Source organism: Mesorhizobium sp. WSM4809, from assembly GCF_055811655.1.
Genome location: NZ_JBVVQW010000001.1, coordinates 64,521 through 85,117, shown reverse-complemented (window position 1 = coordinate 85,117; position 20,597 = coordinate 64,521). Strand labels below are relative to the sequence as shown.

The following is a 20,597-nucleotide window of genomic DNA, read 5'->3' as shown; positions in this document are numbered from 1 at the left end:
GAGGACCGATGTCGATACGATTCAACTTCGGCGGTGACGAACATATCTTCGGCGAGGTGTCCGAAGAAATGTCGCTCACCTCCTTCTTTACCGGCCTTTCGATGACGAACGCGGTGCGTACGGCAGGCATCCGAGGTGTCACCGAGATCTGCCCAGCCAACGCCAGCTTCCAGATTCGCTTCAACCCCGACATCGTCAAGCCGCAGGATTTGCTCAGCGAACTGAAGTCGATGGAAGAGGCGGCCTCGAAGGCGGACCCGGTGCTGAAGACCCGGATCATCGAACTGCCGGTTTATTTCCAGGATCCATGGACGCGTGAAACCTGCCTGCGCTTCCGCGAGCGCCATCAGGACCCCTCCTCCACCGATCTTGAATATTCGGCACGCATCAACGGCTACGCCACGGTGGAAGAGTTTATCACGGCATATTCCGGCCAGCCCTGGTTCGTGTCCATGGTCGGCTTCGTCGCCGGACTCCCCTTCCTGTACCAGATGGTTGAGCGCAAGAAACAGATTCAGGCGCCGAAATACTTGCGTCCACGCACCGACACTCCCAAGCTCACCATTGGCCATGGCGGCTGCTTTGCAGCGATCTATTCGGTGCGCGGCGCTGGCGGCTACCAGATGTATGGCATAACCCCGGCTCCGATCTACGACCCGACCAGGAAGGTGCGCTACCTCTCAGATGATATGTGCCTGTTCGAGCCAGGCGACATCGTCAAGTTCAAGGCCATTGGCCGCGATGACTACGACGCCACGCTGGAGGAAATCGAAGCCAATCGGTGGCAGCCGACGGTTCGCGAGTGCACCTTCAGCCTGAAGGACTTCAACGGCGATATTTACGGCACCAATGCAAAGCTGATGGAGCTTATCAATGGCCGTTAAGGTAATCTCACCCGGCCTCTCCACTTCCGTGCAGGATCTTGGCCGACCGGGCCACTACCATGTCGGCATTCCAGAAGGTGGCGGCATGGACCGCTTTGCCACACGCATCGCAAACCTGCTTGTCGGCAACGATCCGGGTGCCGCGGTGCTCGAAGCCACCTTCATGGGCCCCGAACTCGAATTCACCCAATCCGCGGTCGTCGCCGTCACGGGAGGAGAACTCCCCCCCAAACTCAATGGCGAGGAACGGCCGACCTGGGAAAGTTTTCCGGTGAAGGCCGGTGACCGGCTTTCCTTCGGCTTCCTCAAGGGCGGCGCGCGCGCTTATCTGGCCGTCTCCGGCGGTATCGACGTACCCGTGGTTCTCGGTTCGCGCTCGACTTACATTCTGGGCGCACTCGGCGGCCATCAGGGCCGCACGCTGAAGGCGGGTGATGAGCTTCCCCTCGGCGAGGGTTCCGGCAAAGCCGGTCTTTCACTGCCTGCAAATCTGCGCCGCGCGGGCAATAGTCCGGCGGAACTCAGAATGCTTCCCGGCATGTACTGGCATCGGATCACTGAAGCTGCCGGCACTCGGTTCTTTGAGGAAACCTGGAAGGTCGCACCCGAAGCCGACCGCATCGGCTATCGCTTCCGGGGTGGGACGCCGCTGGAATTCGTCGAGCGCGAGCAGCCTTTCGGTGCGGGCTCCGACCCCTCGAACATCGTCGATGCCTGCTATCCCTACGGATCCGTCCAGGTGCCGAGTGGCACGGAGCCGATCGTTCTTCACCGGGACGCGGTTTCGGGTGGCGGGTACATGATGCTGGGCGTGGTGATATCGGCCGACATGGACCTTATCGCCCAGCTCCAGCCGCACACCCCGGCGCGCTTCGTTCCGGTGACGCTGGAAGACGCGCTTGCCGCGCGAACCGAACAGCGCGCCGCGCTGGCGCGTGCTGAAGGGCATCTGGCCGGCTGACGTCAGCCGGGAAAATGCCGGCGGAGGAGCCGGTGGCGAGGAGATCGGCCGGCCAAAACCGACCGTGCGTGGCGGAAGACAAAATCCGGTGCGCGAAACGACAAGACGACGCCGGGCAACGGCGTGAATTTGGCACCCGAGCAGTCCGCTAGAGACCGCCGGAACCGACAGGGGAAGACATTTGCAACGTGACTGGCCGCAAGGCCGGATGCTTCGCGCCTTTCCGTCGGTAGAAAGAAGGAAAGGGTCATGAGTCATCTGAGCGCGGAGAATGTCTCGGTATCGTTTGCGGGGCTGAAGGCCCTGTCATCGGTAGACCTCCAAATTACGCCCGGCCGCATCAGTGGCCTCATCGGCCCGAATGGCGCTGGCAAGACCACGCTCGTCAACGTGCTGACCGGCTTCCAGGCACCGACGGAAGGCACCATCAAGCTCGACGGGGCAGCACTCACAGGTCTCAAGCCGCATCAGGTCCGGCGGCGCGGCATTGCCCGCACCTTCCAGGGTGGGCGGCTCTTCCGCGACCTGCCTGTGCTGGACAATTTGGAGGTAACCGGCGTTGGTCTGGGAATGAGCCGGCGCGCTGCCATCGCCGAAGCGGAAGCGATGCTCGACTGGATAGGCATCGGTGCGCTGGGCACCCGCATCGCCGGAACGTTGCCATATACGGACGAGCGCCGCGTCGCCATTGGCCGCGCCCTGATGGGACGGCCCGCGTACATCCTGCTCGACGAGCCCGCGGCTGGCATGAGCGCGCTGGAGGCGCGGGAGCTTTCGGCCCTGATAAGACATATCGCCAGCGATCTCGGCTGTGGTGTCCTGCTCATCGAGCACAATGTCGGGCTGGTGCTCGGCCTTTGCCAGCATATCGTCGTGCTCGATTCCGGAGCGATCATCGAGGAAGGCCCGCCTGCCGCGATCCGCGACAGCGAGAAGGTGCGCCACGCCTATATGGGCACGGCCGCGAACACCGACCTGCCTGTGCTGGAGGCGATGGAATGAGCCTGCTCGCCCTTTCCGATATCACTATCCGCTACAGCCGTCTCACGGCGGTCCGAAATGTCTCCTTCTCCATGGACGAGGGAGAAATCCTGTTCATCACCGGCCCGAACGGAGCCGGGAAGTCTTCGCTGCTGCGCGCGATCGCCGGTGTTACGCCAGTGGCGGGCGGCCGGATCGACCTTGCAGGTCATGAGATCACCGGCCAGGCGCCGGAGAACATCGCCCGGCTCGGATTCTCCATGGTGCCGGAGGGGCGCGATGTCTTCGGCTCGCTGACGACCGAAGAGAACCTTCTGGTCGGAACCGGCATGCACGCCCGCGAACGCGGCTGGCGCAGCCGAGCGGCCGACGAACTCGAAGCCGTCTACGCAACCTTCCCGATGCTGAAAGAGAGGCGGCATGGGCAGGCGGGATTGCTGTCCGGCGGGCAGCAGCAAATGCTGGTCATCGGACGCGCGTTGATGACCAATCCGCGGCTTGTAGCCATCGACGAGCCTTCGCTGGGCCTCGCCCCCAACATCAACGACCAGGTCTATGAGCGGCTGATCGCGCTGCGTGCGCAGCGCCAGCTCACGCTCCTGATCGTTGAGCAGAGCTCGGCCCGGGCGATGATGGTGGGCGGGCGGATGATCCTGATGCGTGGCGGACAGATCGTGCTCGATGGCGACGCGCGGACGCTCGGCAACGGCGAGGCGATCCAGGCTGCCTATTTCGGTTACGAGGACCACTGAGATGCTCCAGATCCTGTTCGACGCACTCTCGCTTGGTTCGCTCTACGCGCTTGGGGCGCTTGGCATTGCCCTCATCTTCGGCGTCATGCGGCTGGTGAACTTCGCGCATGGCGACGTCATCGCCTTCTGCGTCTTCGCGCTGCTATGGCCCTCAACAGACGCCATGGCCATCGTCTTCGCTGGCCAATTGCCGTGGTACCTGCTGGTGCCCTTCGTGCTCCTTTGCGGGGCCGGGCTGTCGGTGCTGTGCGAAATCGTTGTCTTCAGGCGGTTCCGCCAGGCAAATCCGGCAACCATGATGATCGCCTCCTTCGCGCTCGGTTTCGTCATTCGCTACTTCCTGCTCATGCTTTTCTCCAGTCGGCCGAAATCGATCTCGCTGCTGCCCGAACTGTCCCAGCCGGTGGAGATCCTCGGTGCCAGGCTTCCCCTCCTCCAGCTCATAACAATCGTCGCCACGATGGTCATCCTGATCGGCCTGACACTGTTCCTGCGTCAAACCCGCTTCGGCCTGGAGATGCGGGCGGCGGCCGAGAACTTCTCGATGGCCCGCATGCTGGGTGTGCGTGCGAACCGGGTTATCATGGGCGCGTTCGCGCTCTCCGGCGCGTTGGCCGCCGCCATTGCACTGATCTTTGGCGCCCAGACAGGCACGCTGGACATCCAGATGGGCGCCTCGATCATGTTGATGGCCTTCATCGCCACCGTCATTGGCGGCCTCGGCAGCCTCGGGGGAGCCGTGCTCGCCGGCTTCTTGCTGGGTGCCGCCTCGGTGATCATGCAGGTCATGCTGCCCATCGACGCCCGGCCGTTCCGCGATGCCTTTGTCTATGGAGCGGTCATCCTCGTTCTCCTCTTCCGCCCGCAAGGGCTTATTGCCGCGCGCGGCACCAAGGAAAGGGTCTGATTTCATGGGTGTCGCCGCCTCCCTCACCAACTCTACCGCTGCCGGTGCCGCGGCTGCCGAGCGAAAGCCCGCCCGCTTCGCGCTTGCCCGCCGCACAATCCTGACGCCGGTCCTGCTTTCTCTGCTGCTGCTGGCCATCGCGCTGATCACGGTGATGACCGGATCGCGGCCCTTCAACCAGACGGTGATCGACGTGTTCGTCCGTGTCATCCTCGTCGTGGGCCTATACATCTTTATCGGAAATTCGGGCGTTCTCAGCTTCGGGCATATCGGCTTCACCTGCCTTGGCGCCTACGCGGCCGCATGGCTCACCATCAATCCGATGATGAAACGCGGTTCGCTGCCGGGATTGCCCGAATGGCTGCTGGCGACCCGTTTGCCGTACTGGCAATCGGCCGTGCTGGCGGCATTGTTCGCCGCCCTCGCCGCTCTCATCTTCGGGCGGGTGCTGATGCGGCTATCGGGCATCGCGGCTTCGATCGCGACCTTCGCGATGCTCGCCATGATCAACACAATTTATTCCAACTGGGAGAGCGTGACCGGAGCGACCTCATCGGTCGTCGGCATTCCGATCGTGCGCATGATCTGGCCGTATCTCATCGGCGCCGTGGTCGCAATCTTCATCGCCTGGGCGCACGCGATCTCCCGGTCCGGCCTGGCCCTTCGTGCTGCCCGCGACGAGCCCACCGCCGCCGCGGCTTCCGGTATCGACATTCCCAGGGAAAGACTCGTGGCGTTCGTCGTATCGGGCGCGGTGATGGGGCTGGGCGGTGCGCTTATGGCTCATTCCATCGGCGTGGTCACACCCGATACATTCTATCTCGGTCTCACCTTCATCACCCTTTCCATGCTCGTCGTCGGCGGCATGGGCAGCCTGTCGGGGGGGGTGGTGGGTGTCGTCCTGCTGTCCGCCCTGATCCAGGCGCTGCGCTGGCTGGAGGCAGGCGTATCGCTCGGCGAGTCCACTTTCGCCCTCCCGAAAGGGGTCCAGGAAATAGCCCTCGGCGTCATCATGATCGTGATCCTCGCGCTTCGCCCATCCGGACTCATGGGCAACCGCGAGCTCACCTTACCTCGCAGCAGTCGCAACAAGTGACCGGCGGCACAAGCCCGACCGGAAAACAAAAAAGGAGACGTGCATGACATACAAAATGAGAATTGTCGCAACCGCTCTGGCCTCGATGTCCATCGCATATCCGGCGCTGGCCGATGACAAGACTATCGTCATCGGCTTCGCCACTGCGGAGTCGGGCTTCATGGAAGCTTATGACAAGCCTGCGCAGGAGGCGGCCTTGATCCGCATCGACGAGATCAATGCGGCTGGCGGCCTGCTTGGAAAGCAGATCAAGGTTGTCAAGGCCGACACCAAGTCCGACCGGGCCGAAGGCGCCAAGGCGGGCCTCTCCGTGCTCGACCAGGGTGCGGATCTCGTGGTCGTGTCCTGCGATTACGACTTCGGATCGCCGGCTGCGCTCGCGGCCGAGGACGCGGGCCGTATCTCCTTCTTCCTGTGCGCGGAATCGGTCAAGGCCGGTATCCAGGGTGTCGGCCCGCACAGCTTCTCCGCGTCGGTGCTGGCGGCCGTGCAGGGCGCAACCATGGCCGAGTGGGCATTCAAGGAAAAGGGCGCAAAGGACTTCTACCGTCTGCTCGATACCTGGACGGCCTACAACAAGGGCATCTGCGACGGCTTCGACTGGATGATGCCGAAGCTCGAAGCCCAGGGCGCGAAGCTTGTCGGTGAAGACACCTTCAAGAACGAGGACGCCTCCATCGCCGCGCAGATCACCCGCATCAAGTCTCTGCCGAAGGAGCCGGATGCGATCATGCTTTGCACGATGATGCCGGGCGCTGTCTCGGCCATCAAGCAGCTTCGCGCCGCGGGTATCAACTCCATGATCCTGAATGGATCGGGCGTCGACGGTAGCTATTGGCTTTCGGCTGTGCCCGATCTGACGAACTTCTACGTCCCCGTTCAGGGATCGATCTATGGCGACGATCCCAATCCGGCCGTGCTGAAGTTCAATGCCACCTACAAGGCGAAGACAGGCGCCGATCCCTCGAGCCAGTATGTCTTTCCGGGTTACGTCATGGTCGACGTCTGGGCCAAGGCGGTGGAGCGTGCAGGCACGGCCGATGCCGACGCGGTCGTCGCGGAACTGGAAAAGATGAAGAATGAGCCGACGCTGTTCGGGCCTCGTACCTTCTCGCCGGAACTGCATCACCAGAACCAGACGCGGTACCTGATCGTCGAGACCAAGGCCGGCAAGCCGGGTGTTGTAGGCAACTGGACGATTTCCGAGCCGGTACCGATGGAAGCCTTGCTCAAGTAGGAGAAGATGGGCCGGATAAGTCCGGCCCTTCATCTACGAAAGGCCCTGTTCCTCTGGGACGACCGGGCCTTTCGTCTTTGAGGATCTTGCCTTTGGACAAAAAATGAGGGCGGCCCGTTTGGACCGCCCTTGTCGCCCGATGAATTCAGATTTTCGCTACCCTCGCGCTTTGCGGTAGGAATCCTTGAGCGCTATGAGCTCCCCCGAGAAAGCGAAGATATCGCAGCCGTCGACTTCGATTTTCTGCCCCGCTGCCGTGGTGCCGACGAAGCGCCATGATGAAAGCCCGGTGTCGCCCGTCACGACGTGCCGTCCCCTGGTCCACTCGGCTTTCGGGAAGGCATCGAACAGCGCTGCATAGGCGGCGCGCACGGCGTCACGCCCCATATGCTTGCGCCCTTCGGCATCGGGTCCAGCCGAGCCGTGGAAAGCGCAATTCTCAGCCATGCAGTCCATCAGCGCGCCCACGTCGCGGGCGTTCCAGGCCGCGAGGAACCGGTCGAGCACGGCCAGCCGCCTGGCTGCGAGATCGCCGGCTTCAACGACCTCGACCTCCAGGAAGGCGAGCGGTGCATCGCCGGCATTGATGACGTTGTGAGCCACACCCGTCCGCCGCGAATAGGGCACCCCTTGGGTGAGAGCGGCTTGCGACTGCGCGCCGTCCGGGCCTTCGAGACCGAGTTTGCCGCCCGTAAGCGGCACGATGACGTAGTCATGGCCATGGATGTGCCAGCCGGTCTCGGCCCCGGTGGCAAAGCGCCATTCGGTGACCCGGAAGCGTTCGTCGTCGATATGGACGACCGGTTCGGCTTTCATGCGGGTCATTCAAGTCCCTCCTTGGCGACCGCACCGGTCAGGCGCTCAAGCGTCCGGCCCATGCGCGTCATGATTTCCTTCACATCGTCTTCTGTCGAGATCATCGGCGGACAGAGCGCGAGCTGGTCGCCGATGGCGCGGAAGATGAGGCCTTCCTCGTGGCCGATTCCTGCTGCGATAGCCCCTACACGCCCAACCTTGGCGAAGGGGCGTTTCGTCGCCTTGTCCGCCACCAGTTCAACGGCGCCGATAAGACCGGTGCCCCTCGCTTCGCCGACAAGCGGGTGATCGGCGAATGAGCGGATGCCGGCCTGGAACGACGTCTCAAGGCGGGCCGCGTTTCCGATCAGGTCCCGCTCCTCGAAGATGGCCAGATTCTCGAGACCCACCGCCGTGGCGACCGGATGACCCGACGCGGTGAAGCCGTGGCCGAAATTGCCGATCGTGGCGGTGTTGTCGGCGATCGCCTGATAGATCGCATCGGAGAAAATGACGGCGGCAAGCGGCATATATGACGACGTGATTTGCTTGGAGACCGTCATGATATCAGGCGTGAAGCCGTATTTCTGAGCGCCGAAGGGCGTACCAAGCCGCCCGAAACCACAGATCACCTCGTCTGCTATCAGAATGATATCATTTGCCCGGCAGATTTTCTCCACGCCTTCCCAGTACCCGACCGGTGGTGGCAGAACGCCGCCGGCTGCCATAAGCGGCTCTCCTATGAAGGCCGCGATGGTGTCAGCCCCTTCTTCCGCGATCACCGCTTCCAGTTCGGCGAGCAGGCGCGCCGTGAAGGCGGCTTCGTCTTCGCCTTCCATGCCGAAGCGATAGAAGTGCGGGCAGGTCAGGTGGCGAACGGGAATCGCTGGCAGATCGAAGTCGCGATGGTTGACCGGCAGGCCTGTCAGGCTGCCGGAGGCGACGGTGATGCCGTGATAGCCCTTGGTCCGCGCCAGGAATTTCTTCTTTTTTGGCCGGCCCAGCGCGTTGTTCATGAACCACATCATCTTGACGATGGTGTCGTTGGCTTCCGAGCCCGACGACGTGAAGAAGACACGCGTCAGGTTTTCCGGCGTCATCTCCACGAGTTTCTCCGCGAGCCGGATGGATGGCTCATGCGCCTTGGAGGAGAAGGTGTGATAGTAGGGCAGCTTCAGCATCTGCTGATAGGCAGCGTCGGCCAACCGCTTTTCCGAAAAGCCGACGCCCACCGACCAGAGCCCGGCGAGCCCTTCGATGTATTCCTTGCCGCGTTCGTCATACACGCGGATGCCGTCGCCGCGGCTGATGATCAGCGGCCCGGTTTCTTCGTGCTGACGCAGGTTTGTGTATGGGTGCATGGTGGTGGCGATGTCGGCGGCGGCGAGAGAGTTGGAAAGCGCATCCATGGAAGTCCTCAGCGGCTTGGGGAAATGGTTCGGGCGGTGAGTTCGAGATAGTCCTCGATCCCATGCGTGGAGCTTTCACGATTCGGGAAACGAATCATGGCAGGCTGTTGGAATGGGTGTCGATGATCCGCCGCATCAGCGCGGCTACGTCGCGCGCATTCGGAGGATCGGAGTGGATGCAGACGGTGTCGAAGTCGACCGGGCGGATCGTACCGTCTGTCGTGACGAGTTCGCGTCGGGTAAGCGCCCCCACCATGCGATGCTCGGCAAGTGTCAGGTCGATGGCCGACTGGACGCGCGGGATGATCAGGCTGCCGCCGGGAGCGTAGGCAAGATCGGGAAAGAACTCGCCCACGAAGGCAACGCCGAGCTCGGCTGCCGCCGTCTCGTGACGGGTTCCCGCCAGGCCGAAGAGCGGGACGCCGAACGGCTTGACCGCCGCGGCAATTGCCCGGGCAGTGTCTATGTCGTGCGCGGCCATGCCGTAGATGATGCCATGCGGCTTGACATGGCTGAGCTGCCCGCCCTCGGCGGCCAGCATCCCCGTCAGAGCACCGATTTGGTAGAGGAAGGCGGCTGTCAGTTCCTCCGGTTGAAGTTTCATCTCGCGCCGGCCGAATCCCTCGCGATCGGGAAGGGACGGATGCGCGCCAACCTTCTTTCCGTGCGAAAGCGCGAGCCGCACGGTCTTCAGCATCGTCCATGGATCGGAGGCGTGGAAGCCGCATGCGATGTTGGCGCAATCGATGTGAGGCATGATGCCGGCATCGTCGCCGAAACGCCAGTTGCCGTAACTTTCCCCCATGTCGCAGTTCAGGGTGACCATGGTTTGCTTGCCTCAGCCCAGAGTGTTCGACGCCCAGCCGGGGGCGATGTGCGGGAATTCCGGCGGTGGTTCGCGCTCATGCAGCAGTCGAAGCACGCGCGGCGGCGTCAGTGGCAGCTGCCGCACCGGTTTGCCGATAGCGCGTGCCACAGCGCAGCCGATCGCGGCGCCCACGGCCAGGATCGGGACCTCGCCCGCGCCCTTGGTGCCTAGAGGCCCCATCGACGGTGCGCCCTCGTAGAGGTCGGCGGCGACCGGAACCACGTCCTGCGCCAGCGGCAGGCGATAGGTCTCGAAATCGTCCTGCGCGATGCGTCCGTCAGCGGTGATCGTCACCTCCTCATGCAGGGCGTAGCCGAGACCCTGCACGACACCACCCTGTATCTGGCCCATGACCGCGCGCGGGTTGAGTGCGCGGCCGACATCCTGCACCACGCGATAGGCCAGCACCTCGACATGACCGGTGTCCGGATCAACCGCCACCTCGGCCTCGTGAACGACGAAGACGGGGATGTCGAGCGCATCGATGAAGTGCCCCATCGCGCAGCCGGACATTGCCGGAGTGTTCCTGGCGGTAAAGGCTCCGCTTCCGGTGACCGGGCCGGTGGTTGCCTGCGCATGGGCGACGACAGCGGGGATCGACATGCCGGAACCGGGACGTCCCGTGATCTCGACACGACCATCCCGCACCACCAAGTCTTCCGGTCGGGTCTGGAGCATCTCACCGGCGGTCCGCAGCAGCTTCTCCCGCACTTCCGCGCAGGCAGCCACACTTGCCGCACCGATGGAGACGGTGGTGCGCCCACCGCCAACGCCGACATCGAGACCGGCGGCATCCGTATCGGCTTCGCGCACGATCACCTGGTCGGGAGCGAGGCCGAGCTGCCCGGCCACGATCTGCGGCAGGGATTGCACCATCGTGCCGGATCCGATCTCCACACCCGAGGTGACTAGCGTTGCGCTACCGTCGGCGTTCAAATTCACCGTCGCCGCCGAAGGCCCTACGAAAACAAACCATGTGCCGACCGTGGTTGCAATTCCATAGAGCCTGCCGTCGGCCTTGGCCTCTGATGTACCGGTACTGGCGCGTAACGCCTCCATGCGATCGAGCATCGGACCTAGCACATCGGCCTCGAAAACCTGGCCCGTGGCACCGAGATCGCCATCTCCCAGGACATTTTTCTTCCGGAACTCCATAGGGTCGAAGCCTAGCGCATCGCAGATTTCGTCGGTATGTCGCTCCAAAGCGAATGTGTTGTAGACGCCGTTGCAAGCTCGGAAAGCACCGTTGGGTGGTGTGTTGGTGTATACGGCGCGGCTGACGAGCCGCGTTGCGCCAACCCTGTAATTGCCGCCCAGCGTGTGCGCCGTCATCGTCGTCAGAAAAACCTGTTCGCCTCCATACGCGCCGCAGTCCATCAGCACGACCGCCTCGCGCCCGGCAATGTATCCTTCGGCAGTGACAGCGGACCGGATGCGGATTTCCGCATTCTCGCGGCAGAGGCAGGTTGCCATCTCTTCCTGCCGGGTATTTTCCAGGACCACTGTGCGCCCGGTCATTCGCGCCAGAAGTGCCGTGATAGGCTCGATGGATGAATCGAATTTCAGGCCGAACCCGCCGCCGACAGGGGGTACAGTGACCCGCACACGCCCGGGCGGAAGCTGCATGACCCTTCCGGTGACGTTGCGCACGGTCCAAGGCACCTGCGTCGAGGTCTGGATGTGAGCACGGCCGTCCTCCCAGGAGCCGATGGCAACGCGCGGTTCGAAGGGCACATGGTTCTGCCGGCCGACGGTGAAGCTGCTCTCGACAATGCGAATGTCGGGACGGGAGAAGGCCGCATCGACGTCGCCGCGACTGGATTTTGCCTCCCAGGCGATGTTGCCGGCACGTGCACCGCCCTCGGTGATCACCTCATAGCCGCGCCAGCCCTCGTGAACGAGACGGGCGGCGGGCTGGAGCGCTTCGGCCATGGTGGACACCGGTGCCAGCGGTTCGACCTCAAGCACGACGACTGCAAGCGCCGCCCGCGCCTGCTTCTCCGTTTCGGCGGCGATGACGGCGATTGGTTCGCCGTGATAGCGGATCGTGTCGATGGCCAGGAGCGGATGGTCGGCAATGCCGATGCCGTACAGCCCTGGCGCATCGGCGCCGGTCGCCACCGCGCGCACACCAGGACAGCGAAGTGCTGCCGAAACGTCGAGCTTGCGGATCCGCCCAGCGGCAACGGTCGACCGCAGCAGCACGGCATGCAACATGTCGGGGCGAACCCGGTCGTTGGTGTATTTCGTGCGCCCGCGCAGCTTGTCCTGCGCATCGCGGCGGGGAAGGTTCATCACCGTGGCGGACAGCTCAGACATGGATGCCTCCTACCACCTGGCCAGCCATCCGCGCTTGGTCGAGCCAGTCGGCCACGGCGTCGACGATCCGCTCATATCCCGTGCAGCGGCAGATGTTGCCGACCATCGCGGCCTTGATTTCGGGACGGCTCGCATGCGGATTGTCGCGCACGAACGCCGAAAGGCTCATGACCATTCCCGGGAAACACATGCCGCATTGCACGGCATCGGCCGCCTCGAAATTGGCCTGGAGCGGGTGCAGCGCCTGGTTTCCGGAACTCAATCCCTCGATGGTCGTCACCGCGCATCCCTGGACGAGGCCAATCGGCTTCAGGCAGGACGGCACCGCTTCATCGTCGACATGCACGGTGCACGCGCCGCAGAAGCCTTCGCGGCACACGGCTTTGGTCCCCGTCAGGAATCGTTCCTGCCGCAGGATGTCGACGAGTGGCGTCATCGGATCGCCATCAAAGCGGCAGTCCTCGCCATTCAGCTGGAATATCACGGTCATACCAGGCGCCCGGTCTTGAGAAGTGCGGCAACACCGCGCTTGACCAGCGGCGCAAGAACCTGGCGCCGGTACCAACCCTCCGCTTCCTTGCCGTCGCGGCCCTGAAAATCATTGTGCTCCAGCGCAAGCCCGGCGGTGCGTTCCGGATCGAGCGCAGAGGCCGAGTCCGCCGCCATGGCCTGTTCGAGCGCCGCCCAGCGCCGCGCTACCGGCTCCACCGAGCCGACGGCGATGCGACATCGTTTGTCCTTGTCTACCGCAAGCGAGACGATGGCGACCGGATAGTCGCCGGCTTTCCGAAGCGGCAGGCGGATATGAGCACTGGCGACAAGGTCGCGGCGCAGATGAATTCTCGTCACAATCGCTTCGGCCAGCAGCGCGTGCCTGTCTTCGAGGAAATCCGAAATACCGATGAGTTTTGGGCCTTCGAACGTCTCCAGTTCCACCGTCGCCTCACAGACGAGAAGCGCAGGGGGGAGATCGGCGGCGGCAAAGTCCAGGGCACAAAGGTTGCCGCCCACGGTGGCGACCCTTCGGATGCCGGGATTGGCCGCATTCTCCGCCGCGGCAACCAGACCTTCGAAGCCCACCGCCCCGTGCAACGCGCGGCCAAGGACTGCATGGCTAACGGCTGCGCCGATCACGACATGGTCCGGTGCGATTTCGACCTTGGACAAGGCGGGTATTCGGTGGAGTGCGACCAACGCCTCGGGAAGATCGACCCCGCGCCGTGGATCACGCATCATCCAGGTGCCGCCGGCAAGCACCGCCGCGCCTTGCCGGCGTGCGGCCATTGCCTCTTCAATCGTGCTGGCTGCGGTGAACGATCGTTCCACGCTTGGTGCCATCTGTCATACCCCTCGGAAGCAGCCAACTTTCGCGGCGCTGCAGCATTGTTGCTCCAGCTTTAGGCTCCTGTGAAATAGTAATTCTTTGAATATCGTATCGAAAAAACAGATAACTCGGGCATCCCGCGAGCGCCCGCAAGATTGCGGCGCGCTCGTTAGTGCTCAGACCCAGTGGGCGACGGTCCGTTTCTCAAAACTTTCCCGGAACTGGGCGGTGGTTTTGGGGAGCAGTTCGCCAGTCTCCCAGTCGAGGATCACGGCATAGTGCCGAACCGCATCGAGCGTATCGATCTCGCCGGAGCGGTATTTGCGCGCGACCTCCTCGGGATCCATGCGTGCCCAGTCCTTCCGTTTCGCCCGGATGTCGGCACGGCAGGCTTCGGTTGCCGTCCCGTCGATTTCGTACTGGCACAGGTCGCGGTCGATTTCGCGGATCACCACGCCGTAGTCAGTCCTGGCGCGCTCCAGGGAAACGTAGTCGTCGATCACGTCCTCCATCACCTTGCGGGGCTCGCGCTCCAATGGATCGCCGAAACCGCCGCCGCCGGCCGTCGGACGAGCGAACTGATCGCCTGTGTGGACGGAGTAATCGGAGAATACGGAGCCGAGCCAAATCTCGGTCTCTTCTCCGGCGCGCTTCATGGTCAAGCCGTGGGGCATCGACGGCAGGCCTCCTTCGACACCCCAGACGACAGCGCGCTCGCGGTCGCAAATATAGGACATGACGGCATTTTCAGCCTCAAGCAGCAACGAAGTCTTCTGCACGCCGACGCCGCCCCGCCATTTGCCGGGCCCGGCTGAATCCTGCTTGATCTGGAACTCGAGTGTCCGAGTGGGATTCACCCGCTCGTTGCCTTCGTTCGGCTGCGACATCAGCCCAGTTCCGAAGCAGGCGGTGGTGACATCGGCACCATCCTTGCCGTTGCGCCCGCCCCAACCGCCGGGCAGCCATTCGTAGAACATGAAGATCGGCTTTTCGGGTTTGCGCGCGTCCCGTCCCCCGGCCAGCAGATATTCGAGGTTGAAGGCGCAGGCGATAGCGCGTTCGGGCATGATCTTCGACCACATCTCGAAGATCGCGTTCATGATCTTTTCGAACGGCATCAGGAACCCGGTCACCGCCACCGGCCATTCCGCGCTGACGATGCTGTTCTTTGGCGCGGTCACCTCGATCATCCGGTAAAACCCGCTGTTGAGTGGAAGGTCCGGAAAGAAGGTCTTCATGCCGGCGACCACGGCCGAGAAGGTCGCGCCCGGGGCGGAATTGTACATCGAGGCAATGGTCGAATGGCTTCCCGTAAAATCGTAGTGGATCGTGTCGCCCTTGATCGTCATCTTGATGCGGATCGGGATCATGCCTTCGCCGGCACCGAGATCCCGGTCGATGTAGTCGACCGTCTCCCAAGTGCCGTCGGGCAGCTCCGCGAGACGCTTTCGCACCGCACGTTCGACGTAGTCCTGAACCTCCTCCATCCCGCGCATGACCTGGCCGCGTCCGTACTTCTTGACCAGCCGCAACAGTTCGCGCTCGGCGGCCTGCGTCGCCTGCGCCTGGGAATGGATGTCGCCAATGATCGATGCGGGATCGCGCGTGTTGGCCGCGATCATGTTGGCGACGTCGGAGCAGAAGCGGCCGCGCTGGAAAAGGCGCAACGGCGTGATCCGCAGGCCTTCGCGAAACATGTCGCGGGCGGTGACGTCGAAGGAACCCGGCACCGAGCCGCCAAGATCCGACCAGTGGCCGTTCGACTGTGAGAAGCCGATCAGTTTGTCTTCGTCGAAGATCGGCCGGACGAGCCGAACATCGCTGAAATGCGTACCGCCGGCATAGGGATCGTTGATTGCGTAGACGTCACCGGGTGCCATGTCGCCTTCGAAGACCCGGATCACCTCCTTGCACGTGTTGTGCAGTGTGCCGACATGGACCGCGATGTCGTAGTTGCCCTGGGCGACGGAGTTGCCATCGGCGTCGTGCAGGGCGTTCGAAAAGTCTCGGTTGTAGATGACGAAGGAATAGCAGGTGCGAAGCATCTGTTCGGCCATCTGGTCGACGGTGGTGATGAAGGAGTTCTTCAGCACCTCGAACGTTACCGGATCGAGGCCAGGGCTCGTTTCAATCAGCTTTGTCATGTCTCAGCCTTTCGTCACGATGAGAATGTTCAGGAAGCCGTCGACGGTCGCGCTCATTCCCGGCGGAACCACGGTGGTGGAATCGAACTGTTCGACGATGGCGGGTCCCGCAAAGGCAGCGCCGGCCCTGAGTTGGTCGCGTTCATAGACAGCCGCATCATGAGATACGCCGTCGAACCAGACGCCGCGGCGGCCGAGCGGCTCGGGCACATGAGGCAAGACTTCATGCCGCGGCATCTCGGCTTTCGGTACGATGCCGATCGCCTTGACCGCGATGCGGAAGATCGACACCGGCGCCTCTTCGCGGCGGTAGTTGAACTCGCGTTCGTGCTCGTTGTGGAATGCCTCTATCAGCGAGCAGATGCTCTCGATCCGCGCCGGGGCTGACACCGCGAGCGATCGCCACTGGCCCTGGTACATCATCTCGACCGTACGCTGCAGCGCCATGTCTTCGCGCGCCACGCCCTCATGGGTCAGGCGCTCAACGGCCTGTTCTTCCATCAGAACAAAGGCCGTCTGCATCTCGGCGGGCGAGACCGTCGAAGCATCGGCCATGAAGCTTTCGGAGAAATCATGCTGCACGTCGACGAGAAGGCAACCGAGCGCGGAGGTGACGCCAGGATTGGGCGGCACGATCACGGTTGGGATCGAAAGCTCCTTCGCCACGGCCGCTCCGTGCAAAGCGCCTGCACCGCCGAATGCGACGAGCGCAAAGTCTCGTGGGTCATAGCCCCGGCTGATGGAGAGAAGCCGCACGGCATTGCCCATATTGGCGTTGGCGACGGCGATGATCGCCTCGGCCGCTTGGTGGAGTTCCATACCGAAGGGTGTCGCCACAGTCTCCTGCACCGCCTGGGCGGCCAGGGCGGGGTCGAGGGTGATCTTGCCGCCCGCAAGGCTGGTGCCGAGACGGCCGAGCACGACATTGGCATCGGTGTTGGTGGCGGTGCGGTTGCCATTCTTGTAGCAGGCCGGGCCCGGAAAGGCGCCGGCGGACTGCGGTCCGTTGCGCAAGCTGCCGCCCTCGTCCTGCCATGCCAACGACCCGCCGCCCGCGCCGATGGTCAGCACCTCGATGGAGGGGAAGCGGATCGGATATCCGAATTCGATGTACCAGTCTTTTGTGATGCGCGACTCCCCGTTCCATGCGAGCGAGACGTCGGTGCTGGTGCCGCCCATGTCGAAGCCGATCGAGTTCGGGAAGCCACAGAGATTTCCGATGAAGCGGCTTGCGATCGCGCCGGCGGCGATGCCGGATCCCGCGAGCCGGGCCGAGAAATCCCTGACGCTCGCGGGCGTCATGACCCCGCCACCGCTGTGCAGCAACAGGAGATCTCGTTTGTATCCGGCGGCGGCAAGCTTTTCTCCGAGACGCGACACGTAATCGACGACGACCGGGGCGCAGACGGCGTTGGCCATGGTGGTGGAAAAACGTTCGTGCTCGAAGATTTCCGGCATCACCTCCGAGGAGATCGAGACCGGCAGATCCGGCATGGCCTCCTTCAGAATCTCACGCATGCGGCGCTCATTGGCGCCGTTGACATAGGAGTTCATGAAGCAGACGGCGATGGACTTGACCTGCCGTTTGACGAGAATTTCCGCGACGCGATGAGCGGCCTCTTCGTCCAGTGCTTCCAGGATCGTGCCCTCGGCACTGACCCGTTCGCGGACTGTCAGCCGGTCGCGGCGCGGGATATACGGCTTGGCGACATCCTTGTAGGTGTCCCAGAGGTCTTCCTTGTTGGCGCGGCGGATCTCGACAACATCACGGAAACCCTCGGTGCAGACCATTGCGGTGCGTGGCAGGCGGCGGGTGATCAGCGCATTGGTGGCGACCGTCGTACCATGAGAGAACAGCGTCACCTCCGAAAGATCGATGCGGCCCTGCTCCACGCCATTCATGATCGCCTGCATGGGATCGTCAGGCGTGGAGGCGGTCTTCTCGATGCGGATCGCGCCGCTGTCTTCGTCCATGATGCAGATGTCGGTGAAAGTCCCTCCGACATCGACGGCAACTCTTATTCTGCTCATGACAGTTCCTTCGCGGGATATTTGCGGGCAAGGCCCGGCTTTCGCCGCCCTTGCCGGGGCGGCGTCGCAATAGATTATGGAATTGACCCGGATTTCGCCGGGTCTAGTGCCGCTCTCTTGAGGTCGAAGCGCGGCCTGCCCGGTTCGCTGCTTCGCGACGGGTATCGGTCGGTGCGCAACCGAACCGCGTCCGGTAATGCTTGCAGAATTGAGACTGGTCGGCAAAGCCCCAGCGGTAAGCAATCTCGGCAACGCTGCTGATGTTGGTCACCGACATCAGTTCCTCGGCGCAAAGTTCAAGCCGGGCGTCGCGGATGAAGCCGTTGATCGACTGGTTGCTGTCCTGAAAAAGAACCTGCAGGTAACGCAGGGAAATCCCGCAGGCATCGGCCACCGCCTGCGGGCCGAGGCCGGAATTCTTCAGATTGTCGCGAATATACTGCTCGGCACGATGCAAATGGCCGGCCCGGATCGACGAGATGCTGCTGTCCAGCACGCGATCGTCGCTCACGATCGACAGGCACAGCATTTCCAGGATGTGCCTGCCCATCATCTCACGAGCGACTTCAGTGATCTCATCGACATGGCCGATCGTGGTTCGCACCGTGTCGAGGAAGAGCGCGGCGACGCCCTGGGTCGCGTCGAAACTGAGCGCACTGAGCCGTTCGGCAGACCCGATCCGCGCCCGAACGCTCGACGATGGCACCTTCAGGACCCACAGCGCGTTTGGCTTGCCGTGCCAGAATTCGTAAGGCGCGTCTCCCCTCTCAACGAGGAAGCCCCCCGGACCGCAATTGACGGTCCTCGACCCTTGCGAGAAATTCACCTCCGACATCTCCGGGATGGTGATGAGCAGGCTGGCGTCACGTTCGTTGAGGAAGTGGCGGCGATGGCGGCGATAGCTTACGGCATCGCAGCGCATTTTAGACACGCTGACGAGCCCAAGCGAGAAGGTTTCCAGCGTGCCCGAAAATTCACGACGGTTCCGATACTCGGTGTCGAGCGGAAAATAGGCTTCGGTAACAGCGGCTTGCCAGGCATCACCGCCTGTGGGACCGCCGATCGTATCGACGACGTATTTCATTCCCGGACCTTTCTGGTTGGCCCCGGTTAGCCCGGTGTTTTTCTGAAGATTACAGGAATCCGCCGGCGCGTATTGGTCAAAAACGAATAAACTTATGTGGCCGTTGGCCCAAGGGCCGGAGCTCGCGATGGTTTCAGTTATCGTCACGGTCCTGGTGTGCAGTTGATCAAACCAGCCTTGGGCGCGCAAACCGCAAGCCAAATTGGAACCATGCATCGGCCTCGACCGGCTCGTGCACCTTGGGCACGGTCGTCGCCGTGTTTGGTTTCGCGCGATGAGGATGGCGGGACACAGCGCGCACCCGAAACTTCTTCGCCAGGCAACTTTGCGCGAGCCCGCGGCCGAGAAACCCTGTTCCGCCAAAAATGGCGCCGATCCGCTCGGCTCCTCGGTCGTTTTGGCATGAGCCCAACCCTTCCACGCGCCGAAGCGATGCGCCGGCCTAGTCGGCCGCCGGGATAACCCGCCAAATCTTGTTGCCCACATCATCCGCGATCAGCAATGCGCCAGTTCGGTCGATGGCAACGCCAACCGGACGGCCGAATGCCTTGTCATCGTTGCTCAGAAATCCGGTAAGCACGTCCTGCGGCGGCCCCGACGGCTTGCCGTCGGCAAACGGCACGAAGATCACCTTGTAGCCGCTTCGCGGCATGCGATTCCATGAACCATGCTGGCCGACAAAGGCGCCATTCTTCATGTGCAACCCGAACAGGTCGGCGGTGTTGAAGGTGAGCCCAAGCGACCCGGTGTGCGCCCCGAGTGCGTAGTCGGGCACGATCGCCTTGCCGACGAGGTCCGGACGCGGTGGCTCCGCCCTGACATCGATGTGTTGGCCGAAATAGCTGTAGGGCCAGCCGTAGAAGGCGCCATCCCTGACCGATGTCATGTAGTCGGGAACGAGGTCGCTGCCGATCTCGTCCCGCTCGTTGACGACCGCCCAGAGTTCCCCGCTTTCAGGGTTCCAGGAGAGGCCGTTCGGGTTGCGCAGACCCGACGCAAAGAGCCGCGTCTGCCGCGTCGCGAGGTCGATTTCGTGCACGGCGGCGCGGCCTTCTTCCTCCTCCATGCCGTTTTCGCCGACATTGGAGTTGGAGCCCACGGTGGCATAGAGCTTCGTTCCGTCCGGACTGGCAATGACGTCCTTGGTCCAATGGTGATTGCGGCCGGCCGGAAGGTCGACGATCTTCTCGGACGGAGCAGTGATCTCGGCGTCGCCATCGCGATAGGGGAAAGCGACGACCGCGTCGGCATTGGCGACATAGAGCTTGCCGTCGAGCAGCGTCATGCCGAAGGGCGAGAAGAGGCTGCTGAGGAGGACTGTCCTGGTCTCAGCCACGCCATCGCCGTTCTCGTCGCGTAACAACGAGATACGGTTGGCGCTCCGCACCTCGGCGCCAGCCCGGCTCTGGAACAGTTTCATGAACCAGCCACGTATGGAAAAACCTTCGTCAGGTTTTGGTGGCGCATTGCTTTCGGCGACCAGCACGTCGCCATTGGGCAGCACGTGCAGCCAGCGCGGATGGTCGAGGCCGCCAGCGAATTCGTTGACGGCGAAGCCTTTGGCGGCGACCGGCATCTTGCCTTGGGGCCAAGGGGTCGCCTCGGCAACGTGGACCGTGGGTATCCAGGTCGGATTGGGTTCGGCAAGCGTCGGGTTTGGACCGTAGGTCTGCTCGATCGGAACGGTGGCCTGTTCGCGCGAGAAGAAGAACAAGCCCGCCCCCGCGATTATGACGAAGGCGACAATGACGAGTAAGACGCCCAGAATTTTTCGCATTGGATATTCCCGAAGATTGGGACAGTGA

17 protein-coding genes are annotated in these 20,597 nt (G+C 63.0%); 7 read left to right on the top strand and 10 right to left on the bottom strand.

Translation table 11 applies throughout. The annotated features are described in order from the left end of the window. The first annotated feature begins 8 nt into the window (after window positions 1-8). The 7 genes from AC0L24_RS00330 (at window position 9) to AC0L24_RS00300 (ending at window position 6,818) form a co-directional block, all read left to right on the top strand. Entirely contained in the window at window positions 9-884 is an 876-nt protein-coding gene (locus tag AC0L24_RS00330) for a 5-oxoprolinase subunit B family protein (RefSeq protein ID WP_127811209.1), read from the top strand. Then, entirely contained in the window at window positions 874-1,845 is a 972-nt protein-coding gene (locus AC0L24_RS00325) for a 5-oxoprolinase subunit C family protein (RefSeq protein ID WP_127319973.1), read from the top strand. Before AC0L24_RS00330 ends, AC0L24_RS00325 begins: the two co-directional genes overlap by 11 nt. Before the next feature lie 249 nt (window positions 1,846-2,094). After that, on the top strand, window positions 2,095-2,847 hold the full coding sequence (locus tag AC0L24_RS00320) for an ABC transporter ATP-binding protein (protein ID WP_027163992.1): 753 nt from the start codon (window positions 2,095-2,097) through the stop codon (window positions 2,845-2,847). Next, a complete protein-coding gene (locus tag AC0L24_RS00315) occupies window positions 2,844-3,578 on the top strand; it encodes an ABC transporter ATP-binding protein (protein WP_027036290.1) in 735 nt (244 codons plus the stop codon). Before AC0L24_RS00320 ends, AC0L24_RS00315 begins: the two co-directional genes overlap by 4 nt. Window position 3,579: 1 nt before the next feature. Then, window positions 3,580-4,485, top strand: a complete 906-nt coding sequence (locus AC0L24_RS00310; protein WP_027036291.1) for a branched-chain amino acid ABC transporter permease — start codon at window positions 3,580-3,582, stop codon at window positions 4,483-4,485. A 4-nt stretch (window positions 4,486-4,489) separates the two neighbouring features. Continuing rightward, window positions 4,490-5,581: a branched-chain amino acid ABC transporter permease gene (locus AC0L24_RS00305; protein ID WP_127326909.1), complete on the top strand. Its 1,092-nt coding sequence runs from the start codon at window positions 4,490-4,492 to the stop codon at window positions 5,579-5,581. 43 nt (window positions 5,582-5,624) lie between these two features. Continuing rightward, entirely contained in the window at window positions 5,625-6,818 is a 1,194-nt protein-coding gene (locus tag AC0L24_RS00300; RefSeq protein ID WP_127317803.1) for an ABC transporter substrate-binding protein, read from the top strand. Window positions 6,819-6,974: 156 nt separating this feature from the next. Here the strand turns inward: AC0L24_RS00300 and AC0L24_RS00295 are convergent, their stop codons facing one another. The 10 genes from AC0L24_RS00295 to AC0L24_RS00250 form a co-directional block, all read right to left on the bottom strand. Further along, window positions 6,975-7,643, bottom strand: coding sequence for a nuclear transport factor 2 family protein (locus tag AC0L24_RS00295; RefSeq protein WP_127396157.1), 669 nt, complete (start codon window positions 7,641-7,643; stop codon window positions 6,975-6,977). Then, window positions 7,640-9,022, bottom strand: a complete 1,383-nt coding sequence (locus AC0L24_RS00290; RefSeq protein WP_127396158.1) for an aspartate aminotransferase family protein — start codon at window positions 9,020-9,022, stop codon at window positions 7,640-7,642. Before AC0L24_RS00290 ends, AC0L24_RS00295 begins: the two co-directional genes overlap by 4 nt. A 94-nt stretch (window positions 9,023-9,116) precedes the next feature. Beyond that, window positions 9,117-9,848: a LamB/YcsF family protein gene (locus AC0L24_RS00285; RefSeq protein WP_127317797.1), complete on the bottom strand. Its 732-nt coding sequence runs from the start codon at window positions 9,846-9,848 to the stop codon at window positions 9,117-9,119. A gap of 12 nt (window positions 9,849-9,860) precedes the next feature. Continuing rightward, on the bottom strand, window positions 9,861-12,209 hold the full coding sequence (locus tag AC0L24_RS00280; protein ID WP_127811212.1) for a xanthine dehydrogenase family protein molybdopterin-binding subunit: 2,349 nt from the start codon (window positions 12,207-12,209) through the stop codon (window positions 9,861-9,863). Further along, entirely contained in the window at window positions 12,202-12,699 is a 498-nt protein-coding gene (locus AC0L24_RS00275; protein WP_127811213.1) for a (2Fe-2S)-binding protein, read from the bottom strand. The genes AC0L24_RS00280 and AC0L24_RS00275 overlap by 8 nt, the downstream gene beginning before the upstream one ends. Next, window positions 12,696-13,547, bottom strand: coding sequence for an FAD binding domain-containing protein (locus AC0L24_RS00270; RefSeq protein ID WP_127811214.1), 852 nt, complete (start codon window positions 13,545-13,547; stop codon window positions 12,696-12,698). The genes AC0L24_RS00275 and AC0L24_RS00270 overlap by 4 nt, the downstream gene beginning before the upstream one ends. A 162-nt stretch (window positions 13,548-13,709) precedes the next feature. After that, window positions 13,710-15,677, bottom strand: coding sequence for a hydantoinase B/oxoprolinase family protein (locus AC0L24_RS00265; protein ID WP_127380462.1), 1,968 nt, complete (start codon window positions 15,675-15,677; stop codon window positions 13,710-13,712). A 3-nt stretch (window positions 15,678-15,680) separates the two neighbouring features. Continuing rightward, window positions 15,681-17,708 carry a hydantoinase/oxoprolinase family protein gene (locus AC0L24_RS00260; protein ID WP_127398407.1) on the bottom strand — a complete coding sequence of 676 codons (2,028 nt, stop codon included), beginning with the start codon at window positions 17,706-17,708 and terminating at the stop codon, window positions 15,681-15,683. A gap of 103 nt (window positions 17,709-17,811) precedes the next feature. Next, on the bottom strand, window positions 17,812-19,008 hold the full coding sequence (locus tag AC0L24_RS00255) for an AraC-like ligand-binding domain-containing protein (protein WP_473563309.1): 1,197 nt from the start codon (window positions 19,006-19,008) through the stop codon (window positions 17,812-17,814). Window positions 19,009-19,234: 226 nt separating this feature from the next. After that, complete coding sequence (locus tag AC0L24_RS00250; protein ID WP_292678536.1) at window positions 19,235-20,569, bottom strand: PQQ-dependent sugar dehydrogenase; 1,335 nt, start codon at window positions 20,567-20,569, stop codon at window positions 19,235-19,237. Between the last annotated feature and the right edge of the window lie 28 nt (window positions 20,570-20,597).